Genomic DNA, 23,802 nt, shown 5'->3' with positions numbered 1-23,802 from the left:
GGCCGAGTCACTCGTGGCAGGAGTCGAGGTAGTCGACGTCCGGTAGGTAGCGAGCCCATTCGGCGCGGCTCAGCCCGCCCCCGCTGATGGCGCAGGCCCGCTCGCGCGCCGAGTCCCGCAGATCGAGCATCGGCCTGAGGTCGATCAGCGCGAGCCCACCCGGTCCGCCTCCGGCGATCACGGTGTCGCCGTCGGCGAGGGCGGTGAGGGCGCCCGGTCCGAGCGCGGTCACCGCGACCGGCTGACCGATCGGGACGGGCGTACCGAGGTCGGTCACGTCGAGCACCCTGATGGTGCTGTCGCTGCCGAGGGTGAGCAGCAGCGTTCCGTCCCGGGAGAAGGTGACGTCGGTGAGCTCCGTGCCCGCGGTCGCGCCGAGCGGGACGCCCACCACCGTCGGTCGATCGCGGTCGCGCACGTCCCACACCACGGCGGTCCCGTTCTGGCTCACGGTGGCGAGGGTCGCGGAGTCGGGGGAGAACGCCACGGCGTCGACGGCGTTGCGGAACTCAGGCGGCCCGGGAAGCGGCGCATCGGCCGGTGTGGTGCGACCTCTCGGGTCGACGTCGTACAGGCTGGTCTCCCCGGTGTAGGAGCCGAGGACGAGTGTCCGGCCGTCGGGCACGAAGCCGACGACCGCGACGTCCCGTCCGGTGATCGGAGGCCCGACCGGACGGCCGGTCACGATGTCGAACAGCTGCGCGTCGCCGTTGTCGAAGGCGGCGGCGAGCAGCCGACCATCCCGGGAGATCGCGACGGCGGCCGGCGCCCCCACCTCCGGCACGCCCTGCTCACCCGTTCGCATCGGTGCCACGGTGAGCCTGGTCGTGTCCCAGACCGCGATGTCGGTGTCGCCGGCGACGGCGAGCTGCCGGCCGTCGGGCGTGATCGCCAGATCGATGGCGGTCTGGTCGACCGGGACCGGGCGTGGAGGGGTGCGGGCGGTGACGTCGACGAGTGACACGACGCCGGCGGTGTCCGAGACCGCGGTGGTCGTGCCGTCGCTGTCGGCGGCGAGATCGGGAGTTCGCTGGAACTGTTCGCCCGTGTCGGCGCCGATGTCGTTCCCCAGCACCGGTGGGCTGGTCGCGACGGGCAGCGCCGGGTCGCGCGCGTTCCAGAGCAGGGACCGGCGATCGTCGCCGCTGCTCGCGACGATCGCCCCGTCGGCGGAGATCGCCACGGTGCGGACCGCTTCGGTCCGACCTCGGTTGAGCGGCCCGACGGGCGTCGGGGACCTCGGCCGGTGCAGATCCCACACCCGGGTGGAGCCGTTGACACTGCCCGCGACCATGGTGGTCCCGTCCCGGCTGAGCGCGACGGCGGTGACGACGCCGTCCTCGGCATCCATGTCCGACAGCGGTTGCGGGGTCGCCGGCGCGTGCAGGTCCCACAGCGTCGTGCCGCTCGAGCCGGACACCGCCAGCAGCCCGCGGGGGGAGAGGGCCAGCGCCGAGACGTCGTCACCACCCCGGGCCGGGATGCCGGGCAGGCGCCGTCGGGTCGGGAGGTCCCACAAGGCGACCGCAGGGCCGTCGGCGAGCGCGAGCAGCCCGCCGGAGGAGACCGCGATCGACGCGAACGGCGCAGGAAGGGGCGGCGTCGCCGTCGGCGGGCCGGGGAGCGCCGGATCGGCACGAAGGGTGTCGCCGTCGACGTGCCAGATCACGGGCGACCCGCCCTCCGGCACGAGGACGACGCCACGGCCGTCCGGTGTGAAGGCGACGGGAACCGGTGCTGACGACGGCTCGCGGATGTCCGGGGTGCGCCCCAAGGGAACGGCACCGGCGGGCCTCGTGAGGTCGACGAGCTCGACGGACCCCGTCGCCGTGGTGATCGCGAGGAGGGGACCGACGGGCGCGAACGTGACGTTCACGGCGTCGTGCCGCGTGTCCGGAGTGGTCGCGCCGAGCCGGCGCGCCGGCCCCGGCAACGACACGTCCCACAGGATGGTGACCCCGCCGTCGACGGTGGCGGCGATCGGGCGATCCGGAGCGAAGGCGAGTGCCTCCCCTGACGCCTGCCCGCGATACGGGCTCGCGGTCATCGTCGTCACCAGCCCGGCCCGGGTGGCGGGGCTGCTGTGCAGGGCGTCCGCCGCAGCCCCGAGCGCCAGCGCCGTGCGCGGGTCGCCGGCGCGGAGCGACGCGGCCTGCTGGAGGAGTCCGGCGGCCGCGGTGGCCCGGCGTTGCTCGTCGGCGCGGCCGGCGACCACGACGACGGTGAGCAGGAGCGCGACGACGAGCAGGGCCGCGCCGGCGACCGTGGCCCAGGTCGTCCGTCGACGGCGCCGGTGGACACCTTCCATCTGCGGACGGGGGACGTCGTGGACCGGGGCGGCGACGTCGAGCAGGGCGTCTCGGAGGACGTCGGCGTCGTCCCGCTCGGTGGACCGTCGGCGACGGAGGGCCGCATCCACCGCTCGTTGTACATCGTGCTGCGCCAGGAGTGGCCGAGGGAGCTCTGCCCAGATCGGCGTGCTGGGGAGGGCGTCTCGGAGGACCTCCGGCAGGCACGTCGTGGCGGACCAGTCGATGCCGGTCGGACCGGCACGGAACTCGCCGTCGGTCCGCACGATGATCAAGCGCTCGATCTCGCCGTCCCTGCGACGGTGGTGGTCGTACCACCACTGCAGCTCGAGGGGCACCCACTCGGACGAGACGGCGTCGGGCGACGCCAGCAGCACCAGCCACGAGGACCGCTCCAGCCGTTCCAGCAACTCGGCGTCGAGAGACCCGCCCGCGACCATGTGTGTCCGGTCCCGGAAGACGTGGAGGGCCTGGACCCGGTACCAGGGCCGAGCCAGCCGTTGCAGGCCGAGTTCGAGCGCGCGCGCCTGCTTCTCGTCCTCGCGCGCGTAGGACAGGAAGACGTCGAAGCGCTCGGACGATCTCGCCACGGCATCCCTCCCGTGCAACGGCGGAGATCGACACCGTAGTGGGGGAGGGTCCTGTCGCGGGGAGCCGATCGCTACCGCAGAGGCGCGCCACCGAGGTGCGCCCGGAGCACGGTCTCGCTGGCCCGGTCGATCCTGGTCGGGGCCGGGCGCAGCCGCCGCACCAGTCCTTCGATCCGGATCTCCCGGGACCGGTCCCGGGCGGACCGTGCCGCGGCGACCGTTCTCGTGCTGCGGGCGAGGACCTTCCCGAGGTCCTGCGACGTGATCGCGGGCATGGGGACCACCTCGTGGATGCGCCTGGTCGCCGGGCCTGGGCCAGCACCTGCTGGTGGTGCATGCCCGTTCGGCCCGGGTCTCACCACGGCTGGACGCCGAACGAACCACGGATGCTCAGTGTGGGGTGAGGGTGCTCGCGGTGTCGGGGCTCCCGTCCTCGTCGTCTCCGGGAGCCGCCTCCGGAGGCGTCGCGGGAATCGCGCCGGGGTCGAGCGCCGGCCGGCCCGGCGGCCGGCGTCGCGGCATCGGGCGCTCGAAGGGGTCCCGAACCAGACGTTCGTCGCCCACGGCACCTCCCTGACGCCTCGGGGGCGGCGAGGCCCCTGGAGTCCTTCGCTCCCGAGCGACCAGGTGTGAGCACACTGCGACCAGTCGTGTCCGAACCGTGACCGGTGTCGCCCGCGGTCCGGGCCGTCACTGCCCGCGGCGCGTCAGGAAGTCCACGACGCGCGCCTGGGCCGCGGCGGCGTCGGGGTGGGTGTAGAGCGCGAGGTGGGTGCCGGCGTCGAGGGCGAGCAGCTCGGCGCCGGGGATCGTCGACGCGGCGAACGTGCTCTGGGCGGGCGGGAGGTCGCTGTCGGCGGTGCCCTGCACGACCAGCGTCGGCGCGCCGATCTTCTCGAGCTCGAGCGAGGAGATGGCGGCGAACTGCTCGAGATCGTTGCGGTAGCCCGCGCGGCGGTGGGCGTCGGGGACGGCGGTGGGGCCGAGCGCGAGGGCGAAGTCGCGCTTGGCCGGGTCGGCGAGGACCTTCTCGACGCGCTGCGTGAGCTGCTCCGGGGTGAGGTCGCCCTCGGCGGCGAGCTCGGACCGGATGTACTGCTCGGGCTGGTGGGCGGCGATCAGCCGCAGCAGCCACTGCCCCGGGGCGGTGGTGAACATCAGCCGGGTGGCGACGTCCTGGTGACCCACCTCGTAGGACCGGCTCACCGCGGCGTCGGCGACCAGGGCGGACACCCGATCCGGATGCCGGACCGCGAGGCGGTAGCCGGCGGGACCGCCGCCGGACCAGGTGTAGACGCCGGCGCGGTCGATCGCCAGGTGATCGAGGAGCGCGGCTACGAGATCGGCCTGCTGGTCGATGGTCGCGCGGCCGTCGAGCGGGGTGCCGAGGTACCCGGGCCGGGAGAGCAGGATCGCCGAGACGCGGTCGGGGGGCAGGATGCGCGCCATCAGGGCCGCGGCGTCGATCCCGCCGGGGCTGCCGTGCAGGACGACCACCGGTGACCCGGTCCCGACGACGGCGTGCTCGACGGGGCCGAGGGCCGTCTCGGCGATCTCGCTGACGTACTCGCGCTCGTCGGTGTGCGTGTCGTGGTCCATCGGGAGCTCCTCGGCTCGGCTGGGGCTGCGACATGGACGGCTGCGGCGCGGTCCGGCCCGGAGCACGTCGACCGGGCGGATTGTTCTCGGTCCGATGCCCCGGATCGAGTTCGGCGCGGTCACGACCTCGGGATGATCGACGGTCGGCGCGCGACGTGATGGCCCTGCTCACGGTTCGCGACGGGCGGGCCGGGTGCACCCGGGGACACGACCCCGTCCCCTCTGGAGGATCGCCATGTCAGCCCTGGACCGCCCGCTCGTCGTCGGCGTCACCGGTATCGGTGGTCACGCCCTGGCCGAGCGTCTCGCCCCGCACACCGACCAGACCCTCGGGCTCTCGCGCGGCAGCACGTCCCCGGTGCCCGGCGTGGCGCCCTTGCACGCCGACCTCACCGACCCGGAGGCGCTGCGGGCGACGCTGGCCGGCACGAAGGCGACGTCGGTCTTCCTCACCGCCTGGTCGCGGCAGGAGACCGAGGAGGAGAACATCCGGGTGAACGGCGCCCTGGTGCGCGACGTGCTGGACGCGGCCTGCGCCGACGGGACGGTCGAGCACGTCGCGCTGGTGACCGGGCTCAAGCACTACCTCGGTCCGTTCGAGGCCTACGGACAGGGCGAGCTCCCGGAGACGCCGTTCACCGAGGACACCCCGCGCCGGGACGCCCCGAACTTCTACTACGCGCAGGAGGACGAGCTGTTCGCCGCCGCGGAGCGGCACGGCTTCGGCTGGAGCGTGCACCGCGCCCACACGATGATCGGTTTCGCGGTGGGCAACGCCATGAACGTCGGCTCCACGCTCGCCGCCGCCGCGGCGATCTGCCGCGAGACGGGCCGCCCGTTCCGCTTCCCCGGCTCGGCGCAGCAGTGGCACGGGCTCACCGACATGACCGACGCCGGCCAGCTGGCCGACCAGATGCTGTGGGCGGCGACGACGCCCGCCGCCCGCAACGAGCCCTTCAACGTCGTCAACGGCGACGTCTTCCGGTGGCGCTGGATGTGGCCCCGGCTCGCCGAGCTGCTCCACGTGACACCGGAGGGCTTCGACGGCGAGCCGGCCCCGCTCGAGCAGCAGATGGAGGGGATGGCGTCGGTCTGGGAGCGGATCGCCGGGCGCGAGGACCTGCGCGAGTCGCAGCTCGACCGCGTCGCGTCCTTCTGGCACACCGACGGTGACCTCGGCCGGGACATCGAGTGCGTCACGGACATGACGAAGTCCCGCCTCGCCGGCTTCACCGGCTACACCCGGACCCTCGACGCCTTCTCCCGTGTGTTCGAGCGTCTCCGCGCCGAGCGGGTCGTGCCCTCCTGACGGTGCACGACCGTATAAGCGCAAGCTGATATAGGCTGCGACGGCAAGGTGCATCCGACCACCAGGACGCCGGGAGCCGCTCCGCCATGAAGTACACCGTCTCGATCGAGGTCGCGCTGCCGCGGGAGAAGGTGGCCCAGCTGCTCGCCGACCCCGCCCATCTGCCGATGTGGCTGCGTGGCCTGGTGCGCCACGAGCCGGTGACCGGGGTGCACGGGCAGGTCGGCACGGAGTCACGTGTCGTGCTGCGGATGGGGCAGCAGGAGATGGAGTGCACCGAGACCGTCACGCGTCGGGAGCCGGCCGACCTCCACGCGATCCCGGGCGACGTCGTCGTCCACTACGACCGCGAGATCGTCGCCGAGGGCATGTGGAACGCCGCACGTGAGCGGCTGACCGAAGCCGGCCCGGGGACGACGCTCTGGGCGAGCGAGAACGAGTACCGGTTCAGCAGCCTGCCGATGCGGCTGGCGGCGCCCCTGATGCGCGGTGTGTTCCGTAAGCAGTCGCGCCAGCACATGCAGGACTTCAAGGCGTTCGCCGAGCAGGGGACGGACGTCCGGGAGACGGCGGGCTGACCCCGAGGCGGTGTCGGGTCAGCGGACGGTGCCGTCCCGGTAGAACCACTGCCCGGCGTCGCGGACGAAACGGCTGCGCTCGTGCAGCACCCCGGTCGTCGGGCCCTCGCGGTGGTGGGCGCGGAACTCGACGGTGCCGTCGGTGTCGAACAGGCCGCCGCCGACGCGGTCGAGCACCTCGAGCCGTGTCCAGCGGAGCGCGGGGTCGAGGGTCAGCGTCGTCGGGCGGGTCGACGGGTGCCAGGTCCGCAGCAGGTGGTCGACGTCGCCGCGCGCGAAGGCCGTGTAGCGCGAGCGCATGAGGGCCTCGGCCGTGGGGGCGGGGGTGCCGGACTCCCCGAGGTAGCGGCCGCAGCACGACGCGAACGGCTCCGGCAGGCCGCACGGGCACGGTCGGGGAGGCACGGCGGGATCCTCTCAGGCGACGTCGGTGCGCTCCTGGCGGAGCACGGCACCGTCGCGGAACCGGACGCCGTCGGCGCAGCGCGCCTCCACCTGACCGGCGCCGAACTGCTCGGCGTAGAGCTTGGCGTAGAGCCCGCCCTGCGCGAGCAGCTCGGCGTGGGTGCCGTGCTCCACCAGGCGCCCGCCGTCCATCGCGAAGATGACGTCGGCGGCGAGGACGGTCGAGAGCCGGTGGGCGATGGCGATGGTGGTGCGCCCGGACATCACCGTCTCGAGCGCGTGCTGGACGAGCCGCTCGCTGACGGTGTCGAGCGCCGAGGTCGCCTCGTCGAGGATCAGGACCCGGGGGTTCGCGAGGATGACCCGCGCGATGGCGAGGCGCTGCTTCTCGCCCCCGGACAGGCGGTAGCCGCGCTCGCCCACCACGGTCTCGTAGCCCGCCTCGAACCCGACGATGCGGTCGTGGATGTTGGCGGCCCGGGCGGCCGCCTCCAGCTCGGCGTCGGTCGCGTCGGGTGCGGCGTAGCGCAGGTTCTCGGCGATCGTGGCGTGGAAGAGGTAGGTGTCCTGGGTGACCATGCCGATGACCTGGGCGAGCGAGGCCTGGGTCAGCTTCCGCACGTCGATGCCGTCGAGGCGCACCGCGCCCCGGTCGACGTCGTAGAGCCGGGGCACGAGGTAGGACAGGCTCGTCTTCCCGGCGCCGCTGGGTCCGACGACGGCCGCGAGCTGCCCGGGCTCGATGCGCAGCGACAGGTCCTGGAGGGCCCAGGTCGGCTCGCGGTCCTCGTCGGACGGAGGGGCGCCGTCCGGAGGGGAGTCCTCCTCGGAGCGGGGATAGCCGAACCAGACTTCGTGGAACTCGACCGACCCCCGGGCGTGCTGCTTGTCGAGGGTGCGCGCCCCGGGCGGGTCGGTGACGGCGGGGACGAGGTCGAGGTAGGCGAAGATGCGCTGGAAGAGGGCGAGCGAGGTCTGCACGTCGAGCGACACCCGCAGCAGCTGCACGGCCGGGAACAGCAGCCTGCTCTGCAGGGTGGTGAACGCGACGAGCGTGCCGGCCGACAGGAGCGCCGCCCCCGAGCCCGTGCCGACGTAGCCGGCCACCAGGTACACCGCGGCCGGGGTGATGGCGAAGAACGCCTGGACGACGGCGAAGAACGACTGGCCGGTCATCGTCTGGCGGACCTGGAGGTCGGTCTGCCGGGCGTTCTCGGCGCGGTAGCGCTCGATCTCGTGGTCCTGGCGCCCGAACACCTTCGCCAGCAGCACCCCCGACACCGACAGCGACTCCTGCGTGATCGCCGACATGTCCGACAGCGACGCCTGGGTGTTCGCCGCGACCTTGCGTCGCACCCGTCCGACGCGGATCTGCAGCACGATGAACACGGGCATGAGCACGAACGCCACCAGCGAGAGCTGCCACGACAGCGCCAGCATCGCGATGACCGACGCGACGACGGTGACGACGTTGCCCAGGATCGACGACGCGGTCTCGGTGACCACCGACTGGACGCCGGCGACGTCGTTGTCCAGCCGCGACTGGATCACCCCGGTCTTCGTGGACGTGAAGAACCCCAGGTGCATGCGCTGGAGGTGGGCGAACAGCCGGTCCCGCAGGCCCTGCATGACACGGTTGCCGAGCACCGTCGTCAGGTACGTCTGCCCGACGCCGATGAGCCCGGACACCAGGGCGATCACGATCATCGCCGCGACCAGGGCCGTGAGCAGCCCCAGCCGCGGCCCGTCCGGGGCGAACAGGGCGTCGTCGAAGACGGCCTGGGTGAGGAACGGGTTGGCGATGCCGAGCCCGGCGGTCACGAGGATCGCCAGGCCGATCAGGAGCAGCCGACCCCGGTAGGGCGCGAACAGCGCGACGACCCGCCGGCCCAACGGCGGATCGTCGGAGGCCGTGCCCGCCGGTGCTGTGGTGGTGACCATCGCCGTCCTCGGTTCCTGCTCGGCCCACTCGAGCGGTCCCCGATGATCCGCCGCGCAGCGGAGTCCCGCAGCCCCTGCGCTCTTCTAGGGTGGACGTTCCAGGGGGTGGCCCGTGAAGCCGTTCGTGATCAACCGCCATGGTCGACTCGTCTTCCCGGCCAACTTCTTCGGCGAGCTGGACTTCACGGTCCTCGACACGCTCGAGCAGTTCACCGCGGTCATCGAGCGGGACTTCGAGGCGAAGGCCCCGACGGGGACCGACATCCTCCACCGGGTGGAGAGCGGCTCCTACCCGAGCCGGTTCGAGCTGCTGCGTGACCTCGGCCAGAACCTGTTCTGGGTCAACCGGTACTCGATGACGATGTTCGACAAGCGCCCGACCCGGTGGCGCGACGTCCCCCGGCACCGCGACGACGTCTTCCTCCCGGTGCTCACGCCGTGGGAGGACCGCGAGCGCAAGGTCGCGGCGGTCGAGCGCGCCTACCAGGAGCTGCCGACACGCTGGGCCGCCGACGCCGAGGACCGGGTCTTCGCCCTGCTCTTCGACGTGTTCCGGCACAAGCTGCACCACGCCACCGAGCTCCCGGCGATCAAACCGACCGTCGCCGAGTTCCTGGCCCGACCCGACGCGCTGACCTTCGTCATGCCCGACCACGACCCGGACCACCACCTCTTCCCGGTCGACGAGATCTTCGACGCCGACGAGGAGGTGCCCGAGCTCGAGGCGCTGATGCGCTGGTCGATGGTGCTGCACAACCTCTACCCGTGGGACGGCTCCCGCACGACGCTGCGGCACCCGGCCGACATCGGGCCGGACGACTTCGTCGTCACCTTCCACCCCCGTGACCGGGAGGTCGCGGCGTTCATCGACCGGGTCAAGCAGGCCGGCCCGGCGGCCGCGGGGACGCCGCGGGCCCCGGTGGAGGCGGTGCCGCCCCGGACGCCGTTCCCGCCGGTGCGGGTGCGCGAGGCCTTCCGGGTGGGGCCGTCGCTGGAGGCCCTGGCGATCGTGCGCGGCGAGCACGTGTGCGACAACGTCGACGTCATCCGCAACGCCAGCTTCTCGTGGTCGCCGATGAGCGCCGACGAGATCGCCCGCAAGACCGGCATCCGGCGCCGGCGCTACACGGCCCGCGAGCCGCACCACCTCGCGCTGGACGCCGCGCGGGCGGCGCTCGCGAAGTCCGGCCGGGCGCCCGACGAGATCGGCGCGGTCCTGGTCAGCACCTGCACCAGCAACCGCCAGATCCCCTCCATCGCCACGTGGGTGTCCGGCGAGCTGGGGCTGGCGCAGACCCACACGTCGATGGACATGGTCGCCGCCTGCGCCGGCCTGCCCTACGGGCTCGCCGAGGCGGTCCGGCAGATCCAGGAGGTCGAGCGGCCGGTGCTGCTGGTCTGCGTCGAGAAGTTCTCGGACAAGATCGGGAGTGCCCGCACGTCCAGGATGATCTTCGGGGACGGCGCGGCGGCGATGGTCGTGGCGCCGGCGGGGGAGGGCGCCCCGGTGGACGTCGAGGTCCTGCAGACCTACGCGAGCGGGCCGGTGTCGGAGGTCAACTCGATCATCTGGCCGAACCCGGAGTTCGACAACGACATCACCGTCTACGGCCCCGAGGTCAAGTCGCTGGTCCAGCGCTACCTGGACCAGATGCTCGGCGAGCTCTCCGACCAGACCGACCCCGACGACGCCGGCCGCAGCCTGCTCGAGAGCATCGAGCTCATCGTCCCGCACCAGGCCAACAAGACGATGATCCTCGACCTGGCCGCGAAGGCCGGCCTGTCGGAGGACCAGCTCTACTTCGACATCGAGTCCATGGGCAACGTGTCGGCGGCGAGCATCCCCATCGCCCTCTACGACGCCGTCCGCGACGGCGCGATCGACCGCCCGACGCGGGTCTTCGCGCCCGGCTTCGGGGCCGGCGCCGTCGGCGGCTACGCCGTCCTCCGCCTCGATCCCGCGATCGTCGCCGACGAGGTCGTGCTCGACCCGGGGGAGACCGGACGCGCAGCCCCGGCGCCGCAGACCCGGACGACGACCGACGACGTCCGCGTGGCCTTCGGCGAGTAGGGCCCCGCCGCACGGTGCTCTCTCAGGCCCCGGTCATCGACCGCAGCAGGGACCGCACGTCGGCGACCCCGAGCGAGGCGGGGAAGCAGTAGATCCGGAGGATGAGCCCGTCGATCGTCACCGACGCGAGCGACGAGGCCTCCCGGTCGACGTAGCGGGCGAAGAAGCGCTCCAGCGCGTCGACCCACCGGCGGTACTCGTCACGCCACCGCTCGCCGCGCCCGGCCAGCATGAACAGCTCGAACTCGGCCGCCGTGGTGCCGCGCGACGCGTCGCTGCCGGAGCCCACGACGAGCTCGGCGAGCGCGTCGAGCGGGTCGGGCTGCGCGAGGCAGCGCTCGAGGTCGGCGATGTAGCGGTCGTTGACATCGACCATCACCGCGAGGAGCAGGCCGTCGACGGTGGGGAAGTAGTAGGACACCGCACTGCCCGGGACGCCGGCCTCGGCGGCCACCGCCCGCTGGCTGACCCCGGAGAGCCCGGAGCGCCCGATCACCGCGATGGTGGCCGCGATGATCGCCTGGCGGCGGCGCTGTCCCTTGAGGAGACGGCCGTCGGTGATCTCGTCACCCATCTCAGTGCGTCGCTCCCAGCTCGAGGGCGAGGACGCCGCCGATCACCAGGACGATGCCGCCCGCCTGTACCCAGCTCAGGCTCTCGCCGAGGAAGCCCGCACCGATGACGGCGACCAGCGCGACGCCGGCCGCGGCCCACATCCCGTAGGCGATGGCGAGGTCGAGGCCGCGCGAGAGGGCCTGGGACAGCAGGAAGAACGCGACGACGTACCCGACCACGACGATGATCGACGGCACCAGCTTGGAGAAGCCGTCGGAGAGCTTCAGCGAGACCGTCGCGAGGACCTCGGACGCGATCGCCAGCGCCAGGAACACCCACGCCATGTCCGCACCTCCCGCGAGAATATGGAGCACCTGACCAAGAAGATACTCGGTCGATCGCCCAGGTTCCGCGTCGAGCGGGTCACATCGGTGTCAGTGATTCGTCCGGAGGTCGGTCCGCACGTCGACGAGGTGCGGCGAACCGGACCGCACGTCAGCCGCGTACACCGGGTGCTGGTCGGTCGGGTTCACCAGGGCAGCCGGGCCGATCGGCGCCGGGCCGGCCCCCGCGCTGTCAGACCTCGAAGCCCAGGGCCGCCATGTAGGCCGCGAACGGCGGCCGGGCGGGGATGACGCGCCCCGCCTCGAAGTCGAGCACGTCGTCGGGCGTCACGCCGGCGCGGCGCGCGAGCTCCGCCGCGCTGACGCCCTGCATCGCCCGTGTCTCCCCGACGAGGCGGCCGAGGTCCTCGGCGTCCTCCTCCGGGGTGAACCTCGACGTGGGCTCCGGCGCCGTCGAGCCGTTCGCTGACGTCATCTCCGAGCTCCTTCTCCGCGGCCGAGGTGGCGTCAGGAGTGTCCCGAGGCCCCGCCGGGCTCCATCGCACCGCACGCCGCGGGGCGGCGGGAGGTGCGCTGCCCGCGGCCAGTGGAGTCAGCGGCCGTGCCGGCGCGACGGACAGCGACGTCACAGGGGAGTTCCTCGGGTCGGCGGTGCCGTGCCTCAGTGCCGGCGTGCGTCGCGCGGCCGGGCCGCACCGTCGAAGGTCACGCCCGCCAGCTCCTGGGAGACCCGCCAGACGCGCTCGGCCTCCTCGGTGCTCCGCGTGGGGGCGAAGGGCTTCTGCTCGGCGGGCGCGCCGCCGAGGTGCCCGAGCCCGCGGGGCCCGTAGAAGTGCCCGCCGCGGGCTTCTGGAGAGGTCGCGGCGTACAGGGCGGGCAGCCCCGCGCTCTCGGCGGTGCCGAGGAGAATGCCGCGGGAGGACAGGGCGCCGATGAACCGTCGGCCCCGCGCCGGCTGGTCGCGGCCGAGCTCGGTGCGCGCGGCGAGCAGGCTGGTCGGCGCGACGCCCGGGTGTGAGGCGTTGCTGGTGATGCCCCAGCCGCCGGCCCGGCTGCGGCGGTCGAGCTCGAAGGCGAACAGCCCGAACGCGATCTTCGACTGGGCGTACGCGCGCATCCCGTCGTAGGAACGCTCCCCGTTCAGGTCCTCCCAGTGGATGGAGCCGCTGCGAGCGGCGATGCTGAGCTGCGACGTCACGCGGGCGCGGCCGGCGCGCAGCAGCGGCATGAGGTGGGCGACGAGGGCGACGTGGCCGAGGTGGTTGGTGCCGAACTGCAGCTCGAACCCGTCGGTGGTGGTCTGCCGCTCCGGCGGTGTCATGACCCCGGCGTTGTTGATCAGGAGGTGGACCGGGCGGTCCTCCTCTCGCAGGGTGGCGCCGAGCGCAGCGACCGAGGCGAGCGAGGACAGGTCGAGCTCGCGTGCCGAGACCGTCGCCGCGGGGACCTGCCGGCGGATCGCGGCGATGGCCGCCTCGCCCTTGCGCGGGTTGCGGACCGGCAGCACGACCTCGGCACCGGCCGCCGCGAGCCGGGTGGCGATGCCGAGGCCGATGCCGTCGCTGGCGCCGGTGACCACGGCGCGCTTCCCGGCGAGGTCGGGGACGGTGATGTCGATGGTGCGGGGCATGGCGCTCTCCCGGGGTGCGGTGGTCGCCGCTGCGACCGTCTGCCACCACCGTCGTCCGTCGCCGGACGCCCAACCACGGCCTGTCGATCCGTGCCTCGCCGGTCCCCCGATCAGCTCGCCCGACAGCCGTGGGGCGGGGGAGCTCAGTGCTGGCTGACCCGGCGGGGCGTCGAGCGGGGTACGCCGTGGTCGTGCTCGAGGTGGGCGTCCATGGCGGCGACGGCCTCGTCGCGCTCCTGGAAGCCGATCACGATCCCGTCGATCACACCGGGCCGGGGAGAGAGCGGACAATTCGTGCCGTACGGGCAGGTCGCCTGCCAGCCGGTGCCGCTGAACCGCATCACCGGGATGACCAGCTCCCGCTCACCGGTCGCTGTTGCCGGTGCCTGCTCCGTCGTCGAGCGTGTCTTCCTGCCGAACATGCGTGGTGTCCTCTCTCGGTCGTCAGTTCCGGTCGTCAGTTCCGGTCGACAGGGCTGGTGAGCTGCTCGAGATGGTCGGCCGTCTCCACCACCGCCGCGAGGGGCTCCTCGAACTCGTCGACGCTCATGTCGGCGAGCGGGATCGAGTGCCGCACGGTCACGTAGTCGTCGTTCTTCGCCAGCCCGCCGACGACCTGGTAGCGGATCGCCTCGAACAGCCGACCGAGGTCGACCTCGTCGATGTGCCCGACCGCCGATTCGATCTTCGCCCATTCCTTGCCGTTCGTGCCGTCGATCGACTGGTACACGAGGACCTTCTGGGAGCGGCCGTTGCCGAGGTCGAAGCTCATGGCGAGCTGTCCGAACTGCGTGACGTAGAAGACGTGGTAATGCGAGTTGATGTAGCTGCGCAATTGTTCCCAGGTGGCCACGCGCTGTCCTTCCGCGAGCTGCGTCGAGGCGGACGACTCCGTCTCCGATGATCTCGACGCGGCTGTCGCTCGGCCGATACCGGGTCGTTACCGAGCGCCCTGGGGTTCACTCTCCCGGCCTAGAAACCGACTCAGGCCAGTCCCTCGATCTCGGGGGTCACCCGACCCGGCGCCGGTTGCCGGCGGGCCAGGCGCCGGCGGCGGTGGGCGCTCATGCGCACCGGGGTGTCGGTCCAGCCGTAGCCGTCGTCGTCGCCGACGTGCTGGACCAGGGCGATGAAGAGCCGTCCGGCCAGGACCTCGGTACAGACCTGCAGGTACGCCCCGCTCGGGCCCTGGTCGTGCAGGACGCCGAGCTCGCGGTAGGCGGCGAGCCGGTCGGGCGGGAGGTCGACGCGGGCGGCGAGGTCGTCGTAGTAGTTGTCCGGGATGGCGAGCAGCGGCGCGCCGGCGTCCCGCGCGGCGCGGGCGGCGGCCAGGACATCGTCGACGGCGAGGGCGACGTACTGCGGCTCCGGGATGCCCGGCGCCCACTCGCCGCGGCGCAGCAGCGACACGGTGAGGGCGAGGCGCACGCGGCGGGCCGGGTCGGCGAGTGCCCGGCTGCGCACGAGACCGAACGGGGCCGCGAACTCGCCCGTGCTGCCGGGCTGCAGGCCCAGCACCGCGCGGTAGAACAGCGTCGCCTCGTCGAAGTGGTCGAACGGCTGGGCGAGGCCGACGTGGTCGACGCGGGTGACCCCGACCCCCGCGGGTCCGTCGGTCGGCTCGCCGATGGCGCGGAAGTCGCCGCTCCAGTCGGCGTCGTCGCCCGGAGGGCAGAAGAACAGGGCGGTGCCGTCGGGGGCGGTGACGGCGGGGAGGTCGGCCTCGGCGGGGCCCCGGGAGCGGGGGAGCGGTGGCGCGCCGAGGCGGGTGGCGCGACGCGCCGCGGCGGTCGGGTCCGCCGACTCCACGGCGAGCGCGCCGATCGCCGCCGTGTGCCCGCCGTCGGCGTTGACCAGGATGCGGGCGCGGCCCTGCTCCCAGCGGGTGACGGGCTTGGTGAGGTGACGGCCGGTGCGGGCGAAGCCGAGGGCGGCGAGCGCGCCGTCGAGGGCGGGCGCGTCGCCGTCGGTCGCGATCTCGACGAACGCGGTGCCCTCCAGCGCCGGCGCGGGTCCGCCGACCGGGTCGGTCCCGGCACCGGCGACGGCCGTCGCCTCGGCGAGGGCGAGCAGCGAGCGGTGCCCGTCGACGGCGGTGCGGACGGGGTCGGCCTGCCGGAAGACGTCGTTGAAGACCTCGAGCGACAGCGGCCCGCGGTAGCCGGCGCGCAGGACGGCGGCGAGGAAGCGGGGGAGGTCGAAGCCGCCCTGACCGGGGAAGAGCCGGTGGTGGCGGCTCCACTGCAGGATGTCCATCGACAGCACGGGCGCGTCGGCGAGCTGCAGGAAGAAGACCTTCTCGCCGGGGATGTCGGCGATGCCGTCCACCGCGGACGTGCGCGAGAGCACGTGGAAGCTGTCCAGGCAGAGGCCGAGCGCGGGGTGGTCGGCGCGCCGGACGACGTCCCACGACGCCTCCCACGTGTCGACGTGGCGGCCCCACGCCAGCGCCTCGTAGGCCAGCCGCAGCCCACGCTCGGCGGCCCGCTCGGCGAGGCCGTGCAGCTGCGCGGCGAGCCGGTCGGGGTCGGCGACGGCGTCGGGGGCGACCGAGGAGCACACGAGGACGGTGTCGGTGCCGAGGGCGCGCATCACGTCGAACTTGTGCTCGGCGCGCCGGTGGTTGGCGGCGAGGCGGTCGGCGTCGGTGGAGTCGAGATCGCGGAAGGGCTGGTAGAGGTCGATCGAGAGGCCCAGGTCCGCGCAGCGCAACCGGACCTCGCCGGGGGACATCGGCGAGGCGACGAGATCGGGCTCGAAGATCTCGACGCCGTCGAAGCCCGCGGTCGCCGCGGCCGCCAGCTTGTCCTCGAGCGCTCCGGACAGGCACACCGTCGCCACGGCGGTGCGGGGATCAGCCGGCACGGTGGTCCTCCCCAGGTGCCTCGACGAGTTCCTGCAGGTGACGGCGCATCCGCTCGATGTCGGGCCGGAGCCCGGTGAACAGCGCCAGCGCGTCCGCGGCCTGGTGCACCGCCATCAGCCCGCCGTCCAGCGTCGGGCAGCCCCGCGCCGCGGCGGCCTCGAGCAGTGCGGTCCGCAGGGGGCGGTAGACGATCTCCGCGACCCACAGCCGCGGTTGGAGCACCTCGGCGGGCACGGGGAGCCCGGGGTGCTCGGCCATCCCGGTCGGCGTGGCGTGCACGAGCCCGTCGGCGTCGGCCAGGACCGCCTCGATCGCGTCGACGGGCCGCGCGCGGGCCCGCCCGGGGCCGAAGGTCGTCGTGAGCCGGCCGGCGAGCTCGTCGGCCTGCGCCGCGTCCACGTCGAGGATCTCGACGGTGCCGGCGCCACCCGTCAGCAGGGCGTGCGCAGCGGCCGCCCCGGCACCACCGGCCCCGAGCACGACGACCCGCTGCGTCACGGCGCCGGGCAGGCCGGTCCGCAGCGCGGCCGCGAAGCCCGACCAGTCGGTGTTGTGCCCGTGGGCGCGGCCGTCGTCGAACACGACGGTGTTCACCGCGCCGATCGCCGCGGCGTCCCCGGAGAGCTCGTCGAGGTGGGGCAGGACGCGCTGCTTGACGGGGTGGGTGACGTTGACGCCGCGCAGACCGGCGTCGCGGGCCTCGACGAGCAGGTCGCCGACGTCGTCGGGGTCGACGCCGCGCGCGTCGAGATCCACCAGCGTGTACCGGTAGGTCAGACCGAGCGCGCGGGCCTCACGCTCGTGCAGCGCGGGGGAGAGCGACGGGCCGATGCCCGCCCCGATCAGGCCCACGTGCACGGTGTCCGCGTCGGCGACGAGTCCCACAGTCAGTCAGCGTACGTACCAGATGGTTCATTATCTACGCCGTGACGTGGTCGCCTACGCTCGCAGCGTGGACGAGGGGGCCGGGACGACCGGGGCGACCGACACGGCCAGCGCGGCCGAGACGGCCGAGTCACCGGCCGAACGCAGCCGCGACGCCGTCCGGACCCGCGCCGATCTGCTGGCCGTGGCCACCACGGAGTTCGCCGACCACGGGTTCTCCGGCGCGCGCGTCGACGAGATCGCCGCCCGCACCCGCACCACCAAGCGGATGATCTACTACTACTTCGGCAGCAAGCGCGGGCTCTACCTGGCGGTGCTCGAGCACGCCTACGCCGGCATCCGGGCGCTCGAGGCCGAGCTCGAGGTCGACCACCTCGACCCCGCCCGCGCGATGCGGGCGCTGGCGGAGCTCACCTTCGACCACCACGAGTCGCACCCCGACTTCATCCGGCTCGTGACCATCGAGAACATCCACCGCGCCGAGCACCTGCGGCAGTCCGAGGTGCTGCCCGGGCTCGCGGCCCCGGCGGTCGACGTGCTCGGCGGCATCCTCGAGCGCGGTCGTGCCGCCGGCCTCTTCCGTGCCGACGTCGACGCCGTCGACGTGCACATGGTCATCAGCGCGTTCTGCATCTTCCGCACCGCCAACCGGCACACGTTCCAGGCCGTCTTCGACCGCGACCTCCTCGATCCCGACCGGCGGGCGCACTACCGGCGCATGGTCGGCGACCTCGTCGTGGAGTACCTGACGGCCCACGTCGGACGAGTCTGACCCTCGGTGCTTGACAGGGCACTGGCCGCCAACTCACCATCCGGTACGTAACTATTTGGTACATAGCCGTGCCGAGGGAGTGGCCGTGACCGCATCGCCCGGAGCCCCGCCGCCCGTCCAGCCTGCCGCCCAGCCCCGCAAGGCCGCGCTGGCCGCGTGGATCGGCAGCGCGCTCGAGTACTACGACTTCTTCATCTACGGCACGGCCGCCGCGCTGGTGTTCAACAAGCTGTTCTTCCCCGGCTCCGAGCCGGCGACGGGCACGCTGCTCGCGCTCGCGACCTTCGGCGCGGGGTATCTCGCCCGCCCGCTCGGGGCCTTCGTGCTGGGCCACCTCGGTGACCGCTTCGGGCGCAAGCGGATCCTCGTCTCGACGGTGCTGCTGATGGGCGTCGCGACCTTCGCCGTGGGCTGCCTACCGACCTACGCGACCATCGGCGTCGCCGCGCCGATCATCCTCGTCCTGCTGCGCCTGCTGCAGGGGTTCTCGGCCGGCGGCGAGCAGGCGGGCGCCTCGTCGACGAGCCTCGAGCACGCGCCGCCGCACCGCCGCGCGTACTTCACGAGCTTCACCCTCGGCGGCACCCAGTTCGGGCAGGTCCTGGCGACCGCGATCTTCCTGCCGGTCGCCGCGCTGCCCGAGTCGGACCTGCTGAGCTGGGGCTGGCGCGTGCCGTTCTGGCTCAGCGCCGTGGTCGTCGTCGCCGGGCTCCTCATCCGCCGCACCCTCGACGAGACGCCGGTGTTCCGGGAGCAGGAGCGGCGCGCCGAGACGGCCAAGGCGCCGGTGAAGGAGCTGCTGCGCGAGCACCCGGGTTCGGTGATCCGGGTCGTCCTGGCGGCCACGATCGCCACGGTCAGCACGATCTTCACCGTCTACGCGCTCTCGTACGCGGTCAACGACGTCGGGCTCTCGCGCACGACGATGCTGTGGGTCGGCGTGGTGGCCAACCTCGTCGCGATCGTCGTCATCCCGTTCTTCGGGCTCCTGGGCGACCGGATCGGGCGCAAGCCGGTGTTCCTCGCCGGCTCGATCGGGATGGCCGTGACGATGGTCGGCTACCTCTACGCGATCTCCGCGGGCAGCTACGCCTGGATCTTCGTGTTCGGCATCCTCGTGTTCGGGCTCGGCAACAGCGCCACCGGTGGCGTCTGGCCGGCGTTCTACGGGGAGATGTTCCCGGCGCGCGTCCGGCTCTCGGGCGTCGCGATCGGCACCCAGATCGGGTTCGCGGTCGCCGGCTTCGCCCCGTCGATCGCCGCGGCGCTGGCCGGGGAGGACGGCAGCAACTGGTCGGCCGTCGCCGGGTTCGTCGCCGTCGTGTGTCTGATCAACATCATCGCCGTCGCCACCGGGCGCGACTACTACCGCACCCCGACCGAGGACCTCGGCCTGCGTCCCGTGCCGCCGTCGCGCGCGGAGGCGGCCGCGTGACCTTCGCGGTCCACGCGGTCCGCTTCGCCGGCCGCCCCGGGGTCCGCGGCCAGCACTTCCTCGGCCACGACGACCGGTCCGGCGAGCCGCACCCCACGGCGTACTCCGTGTGGCTCGCGCGGAGCGAGACGCACACCGTGCTGGTCGACGCCGGCATCGACCCCGCCCGCCCCGTGCCCATCGACGGCATCACGTTCCGCTGCTCGCCGGTCGACGGCCTCGCCGCCCTCGGCGTGCGGCCCCAGGACGTCGACCTCGTCGTGCTCACGCACCTGCACTACGACCACACCGGGACGGTCGCCGCCTTACCGTCGGCCCGGTACGTCGTGCAGCGCGCGGAGCTCGACTACTGGACCGGCCCGGTCGCGGCCCGCATCCGCCGGGAGCACTGGCTCGTCTCCCGCGAGGACCTCGCCCACCTCACCGGGCCGGCGCGCGAGCGGCTCGACGTCGTCGACGGCTCCACCGAGGTCGTGCCCGGGATCGAGGTCCACCACGTCGGCGGCCACACCGCCGGCATGCAGGTGGTCCGCGTGCGGACCGCCGCCGGCCCGGTCGTCCTCGCCTCCGACGCCGCGCACTTCCACGAGAACCTCACCGCCGACCGGCCGCCCCCGATCCTGCACTCGGTGCCCGGCGTGCACGCCGCGTTCGACCGCCTCGTCGAGCTGGCCGGTCCGGACGGACTGATCGTCCCCGGCCACGACCCCGACGTGCCGGCCGGTGACTCACCGGGAGACGTCGTCGTCCGCGTCGCTTGAGCTCTGCTCGCACCGGGCCCGCGGTCCGTCACACTGGGGCCGCCCTCGACCCCGCCGAGGCGGAATCTGATCCCCTGGACCCCGCTGTGCCGGAGTGGCGTCGAGTTCGATCGATGCCGTGGTGAGAAGAGGCCTCGCATGTTCTGGAACAGTCCCTACTTCCAGAACGTGGCCTCGGACTTCATCACGCTCGCGCTGCTCCTCGGTATCGGTGGTGTCGCCTACCGCGTCACCAACAGACAGCGGCTCGTCTCGTTCTTCCGCTGTGCGTCCGAGAGAACTGTCGTCGTGTACCTCTCCAACCTCGTCATCGAGCAGTGGCACAGCAAGGACATGGACGGCTCGATCCGCTCCTACCACGGATCGGCCGTGCCCGCCTACGAGCTCGATCTGGTCGCCCCTGCCTTCGCCCTGTTCCTTGCTCCCGTGCCCGGACTCGAAGGTCAACGTGGGTTGCTCGGCGCGCTCGCACTCCGCGACATCCTCGTCCGTGTCGCGGTCTCTCCGGGCGAGGTAGCCGATGTCCAGCAGAGCGGAACCCTGATCGTCCTCGGTTCATCGGGCTACAACGTGGCAGCGCGGCTCGCCGAGGTCCCCGCCTCCCAGCCCTTCGCCACGCTCGACCCGCGGGGATACATCGATCTGGCGCACGGACGAAGGGGGGACCTTGCTGGTGCGGACATCGCCATGATCCAGAAGCTGTACCACGCAGAACGCGGGCAATGGATATTCCACGTCGCGGGTCCGACCCGAGCCGGCACGATCTGCGCATACTTCTACCTGCTCAACCGATGGAAGTCGCTCGCCCGCGAATTCGGTCCCGCGGTGCCGTTCGTCAAGGTGCTGCGAGTGAGCGAGATCGACGTGGCCAACCCCCAGGTCGTCTATTCGGCAGGTGGGGTGCCACCCGACGGAGCGTGATCCTTCTCTGCGTCAGATGCCGGCCGCGACCCTCGGGACCGAGAGCTGGCTGCCTGTCCTATCCGCCGCCATCCCGCTCGGCCGAGTCGTCGTGACGTCCGTCGTCGGTGTGCGCGGACGCCCGGTCGTGGGCTACATCTCCGGGCGAATCGGGGTCCTGTGCGGTGCGACGAGGGGACGCATCCTCTCTCGCGGAGGGCGGCACACTCGATGACGAGCGGCGGGGTCTCGTCGTCTCCGGCTCTCTGTGCTGCGACCGACTCTCCGGCGATGTCTCCGCACGGCTCGAAGTGAGGTGACCGCTCTGTCGGTCGGAGTCGTTCCGGGAGCCCCTGTCCCGCGACGACTCGGGTGACGGTGTCGTCCGGGACCTCGTCGAGCCGCGTTCCTCCCGCTGCGGCCGACGCGCGGCCGCGGTGGACGGCGAGCTGCTCCGGGCGACGTCACGGTCCGCCTCGTCCCGGGAGGGCGTCTCGGACGACGACGGCGAGGTGGCCCGGTCCGAGGTCCCGGCCGGCGTCGTCGTCGCGCGGTGCGCCGACGCGGGTGCCTCCCCGGCGGTGTGGTCGATGCCCAGGGCGCGGAACCGGACCGTGCTCGGGAGCGCGACCGTCGGGTCCCGGTGCAGACCGACCTTGAGATAGCTCTGCTGGCCGGGGTAGAGCGTGCCGCCGCGAGGGTGGTCGTCGACGACCAGGGGCCGGCCGTCGCGCCAGACGCTGACGGACGCCTTGGTGGGGTCGGAGGAGAAGCGCACCGCGAGGCGGAGCGCGATCCATCCGGCGATCGGCGCGGGTCCGAGACTGCGGGTGAAGGTCCGGGGTCCCGACGGGTGGCCCTCGCCGCCGTGCAGGACGAGCTCGCCGTCCTCGAGACGGAGGTCGAGGGGCGCTCGCCCGGGGCCGTCGTTCTCCCAGCGGGCGACGACCTGCCGCGCCGACGGCCCCGGGGCGAACGTGCCGTCGAGGCGCAGCGAGAACGTGACGTCCTGGCGGGAGCCCTCGCCGACGACGGGGACGGCGGGCTCGAGCTCGCTGCGCTGGCCGCGACCGGTGAGGTCGACGGCGACCTCGTCGCCGCTCACCCGCGGCGGCGACGCCCCGACGGTGTTCCACGGCGTGCGGCCGAAGGCGCCGGGTCCGTCGGCGTGCCACACCTCGGACGCGGGAACGTCGGCGGCGGGCCGGGACGCGGGTGACGCCGACGGACCCGCCGGCGCGGGGAGGACCGGGGGCCCCGACCCGGGCGCCGGAGACGCGTCGTCGCCGGGACCGGCGTCAGGCCGGGGGAGGGACGCCTCGCGCAACCAGGGCGCCGACGTGCTCGCGATCGCGATCCCGCCCGCGAGAGCGCCGACAGCGACCAGCGACACCGCCCGGGCCCGCGCCGCGCCCGGCGGGCGCCGATGCGAGCGCGCTCCTCCGGGCGTGGTGGCCGCGATCGGGCGCGTCGCTGCTCTGGTGTCGCGGTGGCGTCCCATGATCGCGCCGGCGACCCCCAACTCGATCGGCGTCGGCTCCAGGAGGAGACGTTGCCCGGTGATCGGACGGGAAACGTCCTACCGGCGAGCTTGGTGCCGAGGTGCCAGCGGATTGCTCCACTCGCGCCCTCCCGGGCCGCCGCCAGGGCGGACCGGCAGAGCGAGGACCTGGGCGACGAGCCGCGTCGGCAGGCTGTCCTCGGCCAGCTCCCGGCCGAACTCGGCGTGGGCGAGGAGTTCGCGGTGCACCAGCTCGCCGACCGCGCCCGGGCAGGCCCGTCGTGCGTGGAGGCCTGCAGTGCGCAGGAGCACCTGATCGCGGTACGCCAGGCGTCGCGCGTTCCCGACGACGTCGGCTGCCCGCGGGACGTCGTCCGACGCTCCGGGGCCCTGCACGAGCGTCGTCGCCCAGGTCGGGATGTTCATCGTGGCGACCCCGTCGACGGCGCGGAGGCGGGATCGTCCACCTCGTCGAGCACCTCGGTGGTGAGCCGCCGGATGAGCCCGTCCCCACCCAGCCGGTGGCCGAACTCGACGAACGCCGAGAGCTCCCGGTGGATGAGCTCCCCGAGCGCGCCGGGGTAGGCCTCCGCGGCCCTCGACGCCGCCGCGAGGCAGCGCGCCCGCTCGAGCTCCTCGATCGCGTCGTGGCTCCCCATCGTTGCCCCCGGAAGTGGTGAGGGACCGATGGTGGACCCGGAGCGGCCCGGCGTCCTCTACGCAGTTCCCGCCCGTCGCCCGGCGACCGGTCAGATCTCCTGGCCGTTGCGCTCGATGCGCCCGGACGGCCAGTCGGCGACGGGCCGTGTGACGGGCAGGAGCATGCCGTTGCGGCGGCGGTCCTCGAGGGCGTGGTCGACGCGGATCGAGCGCACCGGGTGGTCGAGCAGCGGCGTCCAGCCGCACCGTCGGTAGAACGCCTGGAGCTCGGGGTCGCAGGTGAGGAACCCGAACGGCACGTCGAGCCCGTGCAGCGCGGTGGCGACGGCGTCCATCAGGGCGGCGCCGAGGCCCTGGCCCTGGCGGCCGGGGTGGACGGCGATCAGGCCGACGTCGCCGACGAGGACGGAGGTGTCGTGGTCGGGCGCGCGCAGGAAGCGGCGGGCGAGCCCGGCGTGGGCGACGACCTCGCCGTCCCCGACGCCGAGGACGCGGAGCTCGGGGCGGGCCCCGGCCCAGCTGCGACCGCGCGGGAAGGTCGTGGCGGACGAGGAGAAGCTGCGGGCGAGCAGGGCCGAGATCGCGTCGTGGTCGGGGCCGTCGAGGGCGGTCTCCCACCGCGACGTCCAGGTGACCGGAGCCTCGGCGGTCCGCTCGGGGCGGGGCAGCAACGTCGTCCTCATCGGTGCCT

The 23,802-nt window shown here is 73.3% G+C and carries 24 protein-coding genes; 7 read left to right on the top strand and 17 right to left on the bottom strand.

Annotated features, from left to right (window positions below; translation table 11 throughout):
• Window positions 1–7 precede the first annotated feature (7 nt).
• The 3 genes from WCD41_RS14860 to WCD41_RS14850 all read right to left on the bottom strand — a co-directional run bounded on the left by WCD41_RS14860 (window position 8) and on the right by WCD41_RS14850 (window position 4,498).
• Window positions 8–2,899 (bottom strand): TIR domain-containing protein, encoded by a 2,892-nt coding sequence (locus WCD41_RS14860; protein WP_337714185.1) that lies wholly within the window; start codon window positions 2,897–2,899, stop codon window positions 8–10.
• A gap of 71 nt (window positions 2,900–2,970) precedes the next feature.
• Entirely contained in the window at window positions 2,971–3,174 is a 204-nt protein-coding gene (locus tag WCD41_RS14855; RefSeq protein WP_337714184.1) for a hypothetical protein, read from the bottom strand.
• 415 nt (window positions 3,175–3,589) lie between these two features.
• A complete protein-coding gene (locus tag WCD41_RS14850; RefSeq protein ID WP_337714183.1) occupies window positions 3,590–4,498 on the bottom strand; it encodes an alpha/beta fold hydrolase in 909 nt (302 codons plus the stop codon).
• A 235-nt stretch (window positions 4,499–4,733) separates the two neighbouring features.
• On the opposite strand from WCD41_RS14850, the gene WCD41_RS14845 reads away from it, so the two are divergent.
• Entirely contained in the window at window positions 4,734–5,807 is a 1,074-nt protein-coding gene (locus tag WCD41_RS14845) for an SDR family oxidoreductase (RefSeq protein ID WP_337714182.1), read from the top strand.
• 86 nt (window positions 5,808–5,893) lie between these two features.
• Window positions 5,894–6,385, top strand: coding sequence for an SRPBCC family protein (locus WCD41_RS14840; RefSeq protein WP_337714181.1), 492 nt, complete (start codon window positions 5,894–5,896; stop codon window positions 6,383–6,385).
• Between the two features lie 18 nt (window positions 6,386–6,403).
• On the opposite strand, the gene WCD41_RS14835 is transcribed toward WCD41_RS14840, so the two are convergent.
• Complete coding sequence (locus WCD41_RS14835; RefSeq protein WP_337714180.1) at window positions 6,404–6,790, bottom strand: YchJ family protein; 387 nt, start codon at window positions 6,788–6,790, stop codon at window positions 6,404–6,406.
• Window positions 6,791–6,802: 12 nt separating this feature from the next.
• Entirely contained in the window at window positions 6,803–8,731 is a 1,929-nt protein-coding gene (locus WCD41_RS14830) for an ABC transporter ATP-binding protein (protein WP_337714179.1), read from the bottom strand.
• A 112-nt stretch (window positions 8,732–8,843) separates the two neighbouring features.
• On the opposite strand from WCD41_RS14830, the gene WCD41_RS14825 reads away from it, so the two are divergent.
• On the top strand, window positions 8,844–10,802 hold the full coding sequence (locus WCD41_RS14825) for a 3-oxoacyl-[acyl-carrier-protein] synthase III C-terminal domain-containing protein (protein ID WP_337714178.1): 1,959 nt from the start codon (window positions 8,844–8,846) through the stop codon (window positions 10,800–10,802).
• 22 nt (window positions 10,803–10,824) lie between these two features.
• On the opposite strand, the gene WCD41_RS14820 is transcribed toward WCD41_RS14825, so the two are convergent.
• The 8 genes from WCD41_RS14820 to WCD41_RS14785 form a co-directional block, all read right to left on the bottom strand.
• Complete coding sequence (locus WCD41_RS14820; RefSeq protein ID WP_337714177.1) at window positions 10,825–11,376, bottom strand: TetR/AcrR family transcriptional regulator; 552 nt, start codon at window positions 11,374–11,376, stop codon at window positions 10,825–10,827.
• Window position 11,377: 1 nt separating this feature from the next.
• Window positions 11,378–11,701: a DMT family transporter gene (locus tag WCD41_RS14815; protein WP_337714176.1), complete on the bottom strand. Its 324-nt coding sequence runs from the start codon at window positions 11,699–11,701 to the stop codon at window positions 11,378–11,380.
• A gap of 232 nt (window positions 11,702–11,933) precedes the next feature.
• On the bottom strand, window positions 11,934–12,176 hold the full coding sequence (locus tag WCD41_RS14810) for a helix-turn-helix domain-containing protein (protein WP_337714175.1): 243 nt from the start codon (window positions 12,174–12,176) through the stop codon (window positions 11,934–11,936).
• A gap of 186 nt (window positions 12,177–12,362) precedes the next feature.
• The gene (locus WCD41_RS14805) at window positions 12,363–13,331 is read right to left on the bottom strand and encodes an SDR family oxidoreductase (RefSeq protein ID WP_337714174.1); all 969 of its coding nucleotides are present in this window, start codon (window positions 13,329–13,331) and stop codon (window positions 12,363–12,365) included.
• A gap of 143 nt (window positions 13,332–13,474) precedes the next feature.
• Window positions 13,475–13,753 (bottom strand): hypothetical protein, encoded by a 279-nt coding sequence (locus WCD41_RS14800; RefSeq protein ID WP_337714173.1) that lies wholly within the window; start codon window positions 13,751–13,753, stop codon window positions 13,475–13,477.
• 35 nt (window positions 13,754–13,788) lie between these two features.
• Window positions 13,789–14,184 (bottom strand): hypothetical protein, encoded by a 396-nt coding sequence (locus WCD41_RS14795; protein WP_337714172.1) that lies wholly within the window; start codon window positions 14,182–14,184, stop codon window positions 13,789–13,791.
• Between the two features lie 131 nt (window positions 14,185–14,315).
• Window positions 14,316–16,196, bottom strand: a complete 1,881-nt coding sequence (locus WCD41_RS14790) for a sugar phosphate isomerase/epimerase and 4-hydroxyphenylpyruvate domain-containing protein (protein ID WP_337714171.1) — start codon at window positions 16,194–16,196, stop codon at window positions 14,316–14,318.
• Window positions 16,186–17,082, bottom strand: a complete 897-nt coding sequence (locus tag WCD41_RS14785; RefSeq protein WP_337714170.1) for a shikimate dehydrogenase — start codon at window positions 17,080–17,082, stop codon at window positions 16,186–16,188. Before WCD41_RS14785 ends, WCD41_RS14790 begins: the two co-directional genes overlap by 11 nt.
• Before the next feature lie 175 nt (window positions 17,083–17,257).
• Between WCD41_RS14785 and WCD41_RS14780 the strand changes: the two genes are divergently transcribed.
• The 4 genes from WCD41_RS14780 to WCD41_RS14765 all read left to right on the top strand — a co-directional run bounded on the left by WCD41_RS14780 (window position 17,258) and on the right by WCD41_RS14765 (window position 20,971).
• On the top strand, window positions 17,258–17,854 hold the full coding sequence (locus WCD41_RS14780; RefSeq protein WP_373695141.1) for a TetR/AcrR family transcriptional regulator: 597 nt from the start codon (window positions 17,258–17,260) through the stop codon (window positions 17,852–17,854).
• A gap of 85 nt (window positions 17,855–17,939) precedes the next feature.
• Window positions 17,940–19,289 (top strand): MFS transporter, encoded by a 1,350-nt coding sequence (locus WCD41_RS14775; protein WP_337714168.1) that lies wholly within the window; start codon window positions 17,940–17,942, stop codon window positions 19,287–19,289.
• Window positions 19,286–20,050 carry an N-acyl homoserine lactonase family protein gene (locus tag WCD41_RS14770; RefSeq protein WP_337714167.1) on the top strand — a complete coding sequence of 255 codons (765 nt, stop codon included), beginning with the start codon at window positions 19,286–19,288 and terminating at the stop codon, window positions 20,048–20,050. The genes WCD41_RS14775 and WCD41_RS14770 overlap by 4 nt, the downstream gene beginning before the upstream one ends.
• Window positions 20,051–20,188: 138 nt before the next feature.
• Window positions 20,189–20,971, top strand: a complete 783-nt coding sequence (locus WCD41_RS14765; protein ID WP_337714166.1) for a hypothetical protein — start codon at window positions 20,189–20,191, stop codon at window positions 20,969–20,971.
• 58 nt (window positions 20,972–21,029) lie between these two features.
• On the opposite strand, the gene WCD41_RS14760 is transcribed toward WCD41_RS14765, so the two are convergent.
• From WCD41_RS14760 to WCD41_RS14745, 4 genes are all read right to left on the bottom strand, one after another.
• Window positions 21,030–22,451 carry a heparin lyase I family protein gene (locus tag WCD41_RS14760; protein WP_337714165.1) on the bottom strand — a complete coding sequence of 474 codons (1,422 nt, stop codon included), beginning with the start codon at window positions 22,449–22,451 and terminating at the stop codon, window positions 21,030–21,032.
• A gap of 78 nt (window positions 22,452–22,529) precedes the next feature.
• Entirely contained in the window at window positions 22,530–22,877 is a 348-nt protein-coding gene (locus WCD41_RS14755; protein ID WP_337714164.1) for a hypothetical protein, read from the bottom strand.
• On the bottom strand, window positions 22,874–23,110 hold the full coding sequence (locus WCD41_RS14750; RefSeq protein ID WP_337714163.1) for a hypothetical protein: 237 nt from the start codon (window positions 23,108–23,110) through the stop codon (window positions 22,874–22,876). Before WCD41_RS14750 ends, WCD41_RS14755 begins: the two co-directional genes overlap by 4 nt.
• A 90-nt stretch (window positions 23,111–23,200) precedes the next feature.
• Window positions 23,201–23,794 (bottom strand): GNAT family N-acetyltransferase, encoded by a 594-nt coding sequence (locus tag WCD41_RS14745; protein WP_337714162.1) that lies wholly within the window; start codon window positions 23,792–23,794, stop codon window positions 23,201–23,203.
• Window positions 23,795–23,802: the final 8 nt, after the last annotated feature.

The sequence above is a fragment of the Actinomycetospora aeridis genome, from assembly GCF_037400275.1.
Lineage (GTDB): Bacteria > Actinomycetota > Actinomycetes > Mycobacteriales > Pseudonocardiaceae > Actinomycetospora > Actinomycetospora aeridis.
The sequence above is the reverse complement of the archived record's forward strand: the minus strand, read 5'-3'. Positions and strand labels throughout refer to the sequence as shown.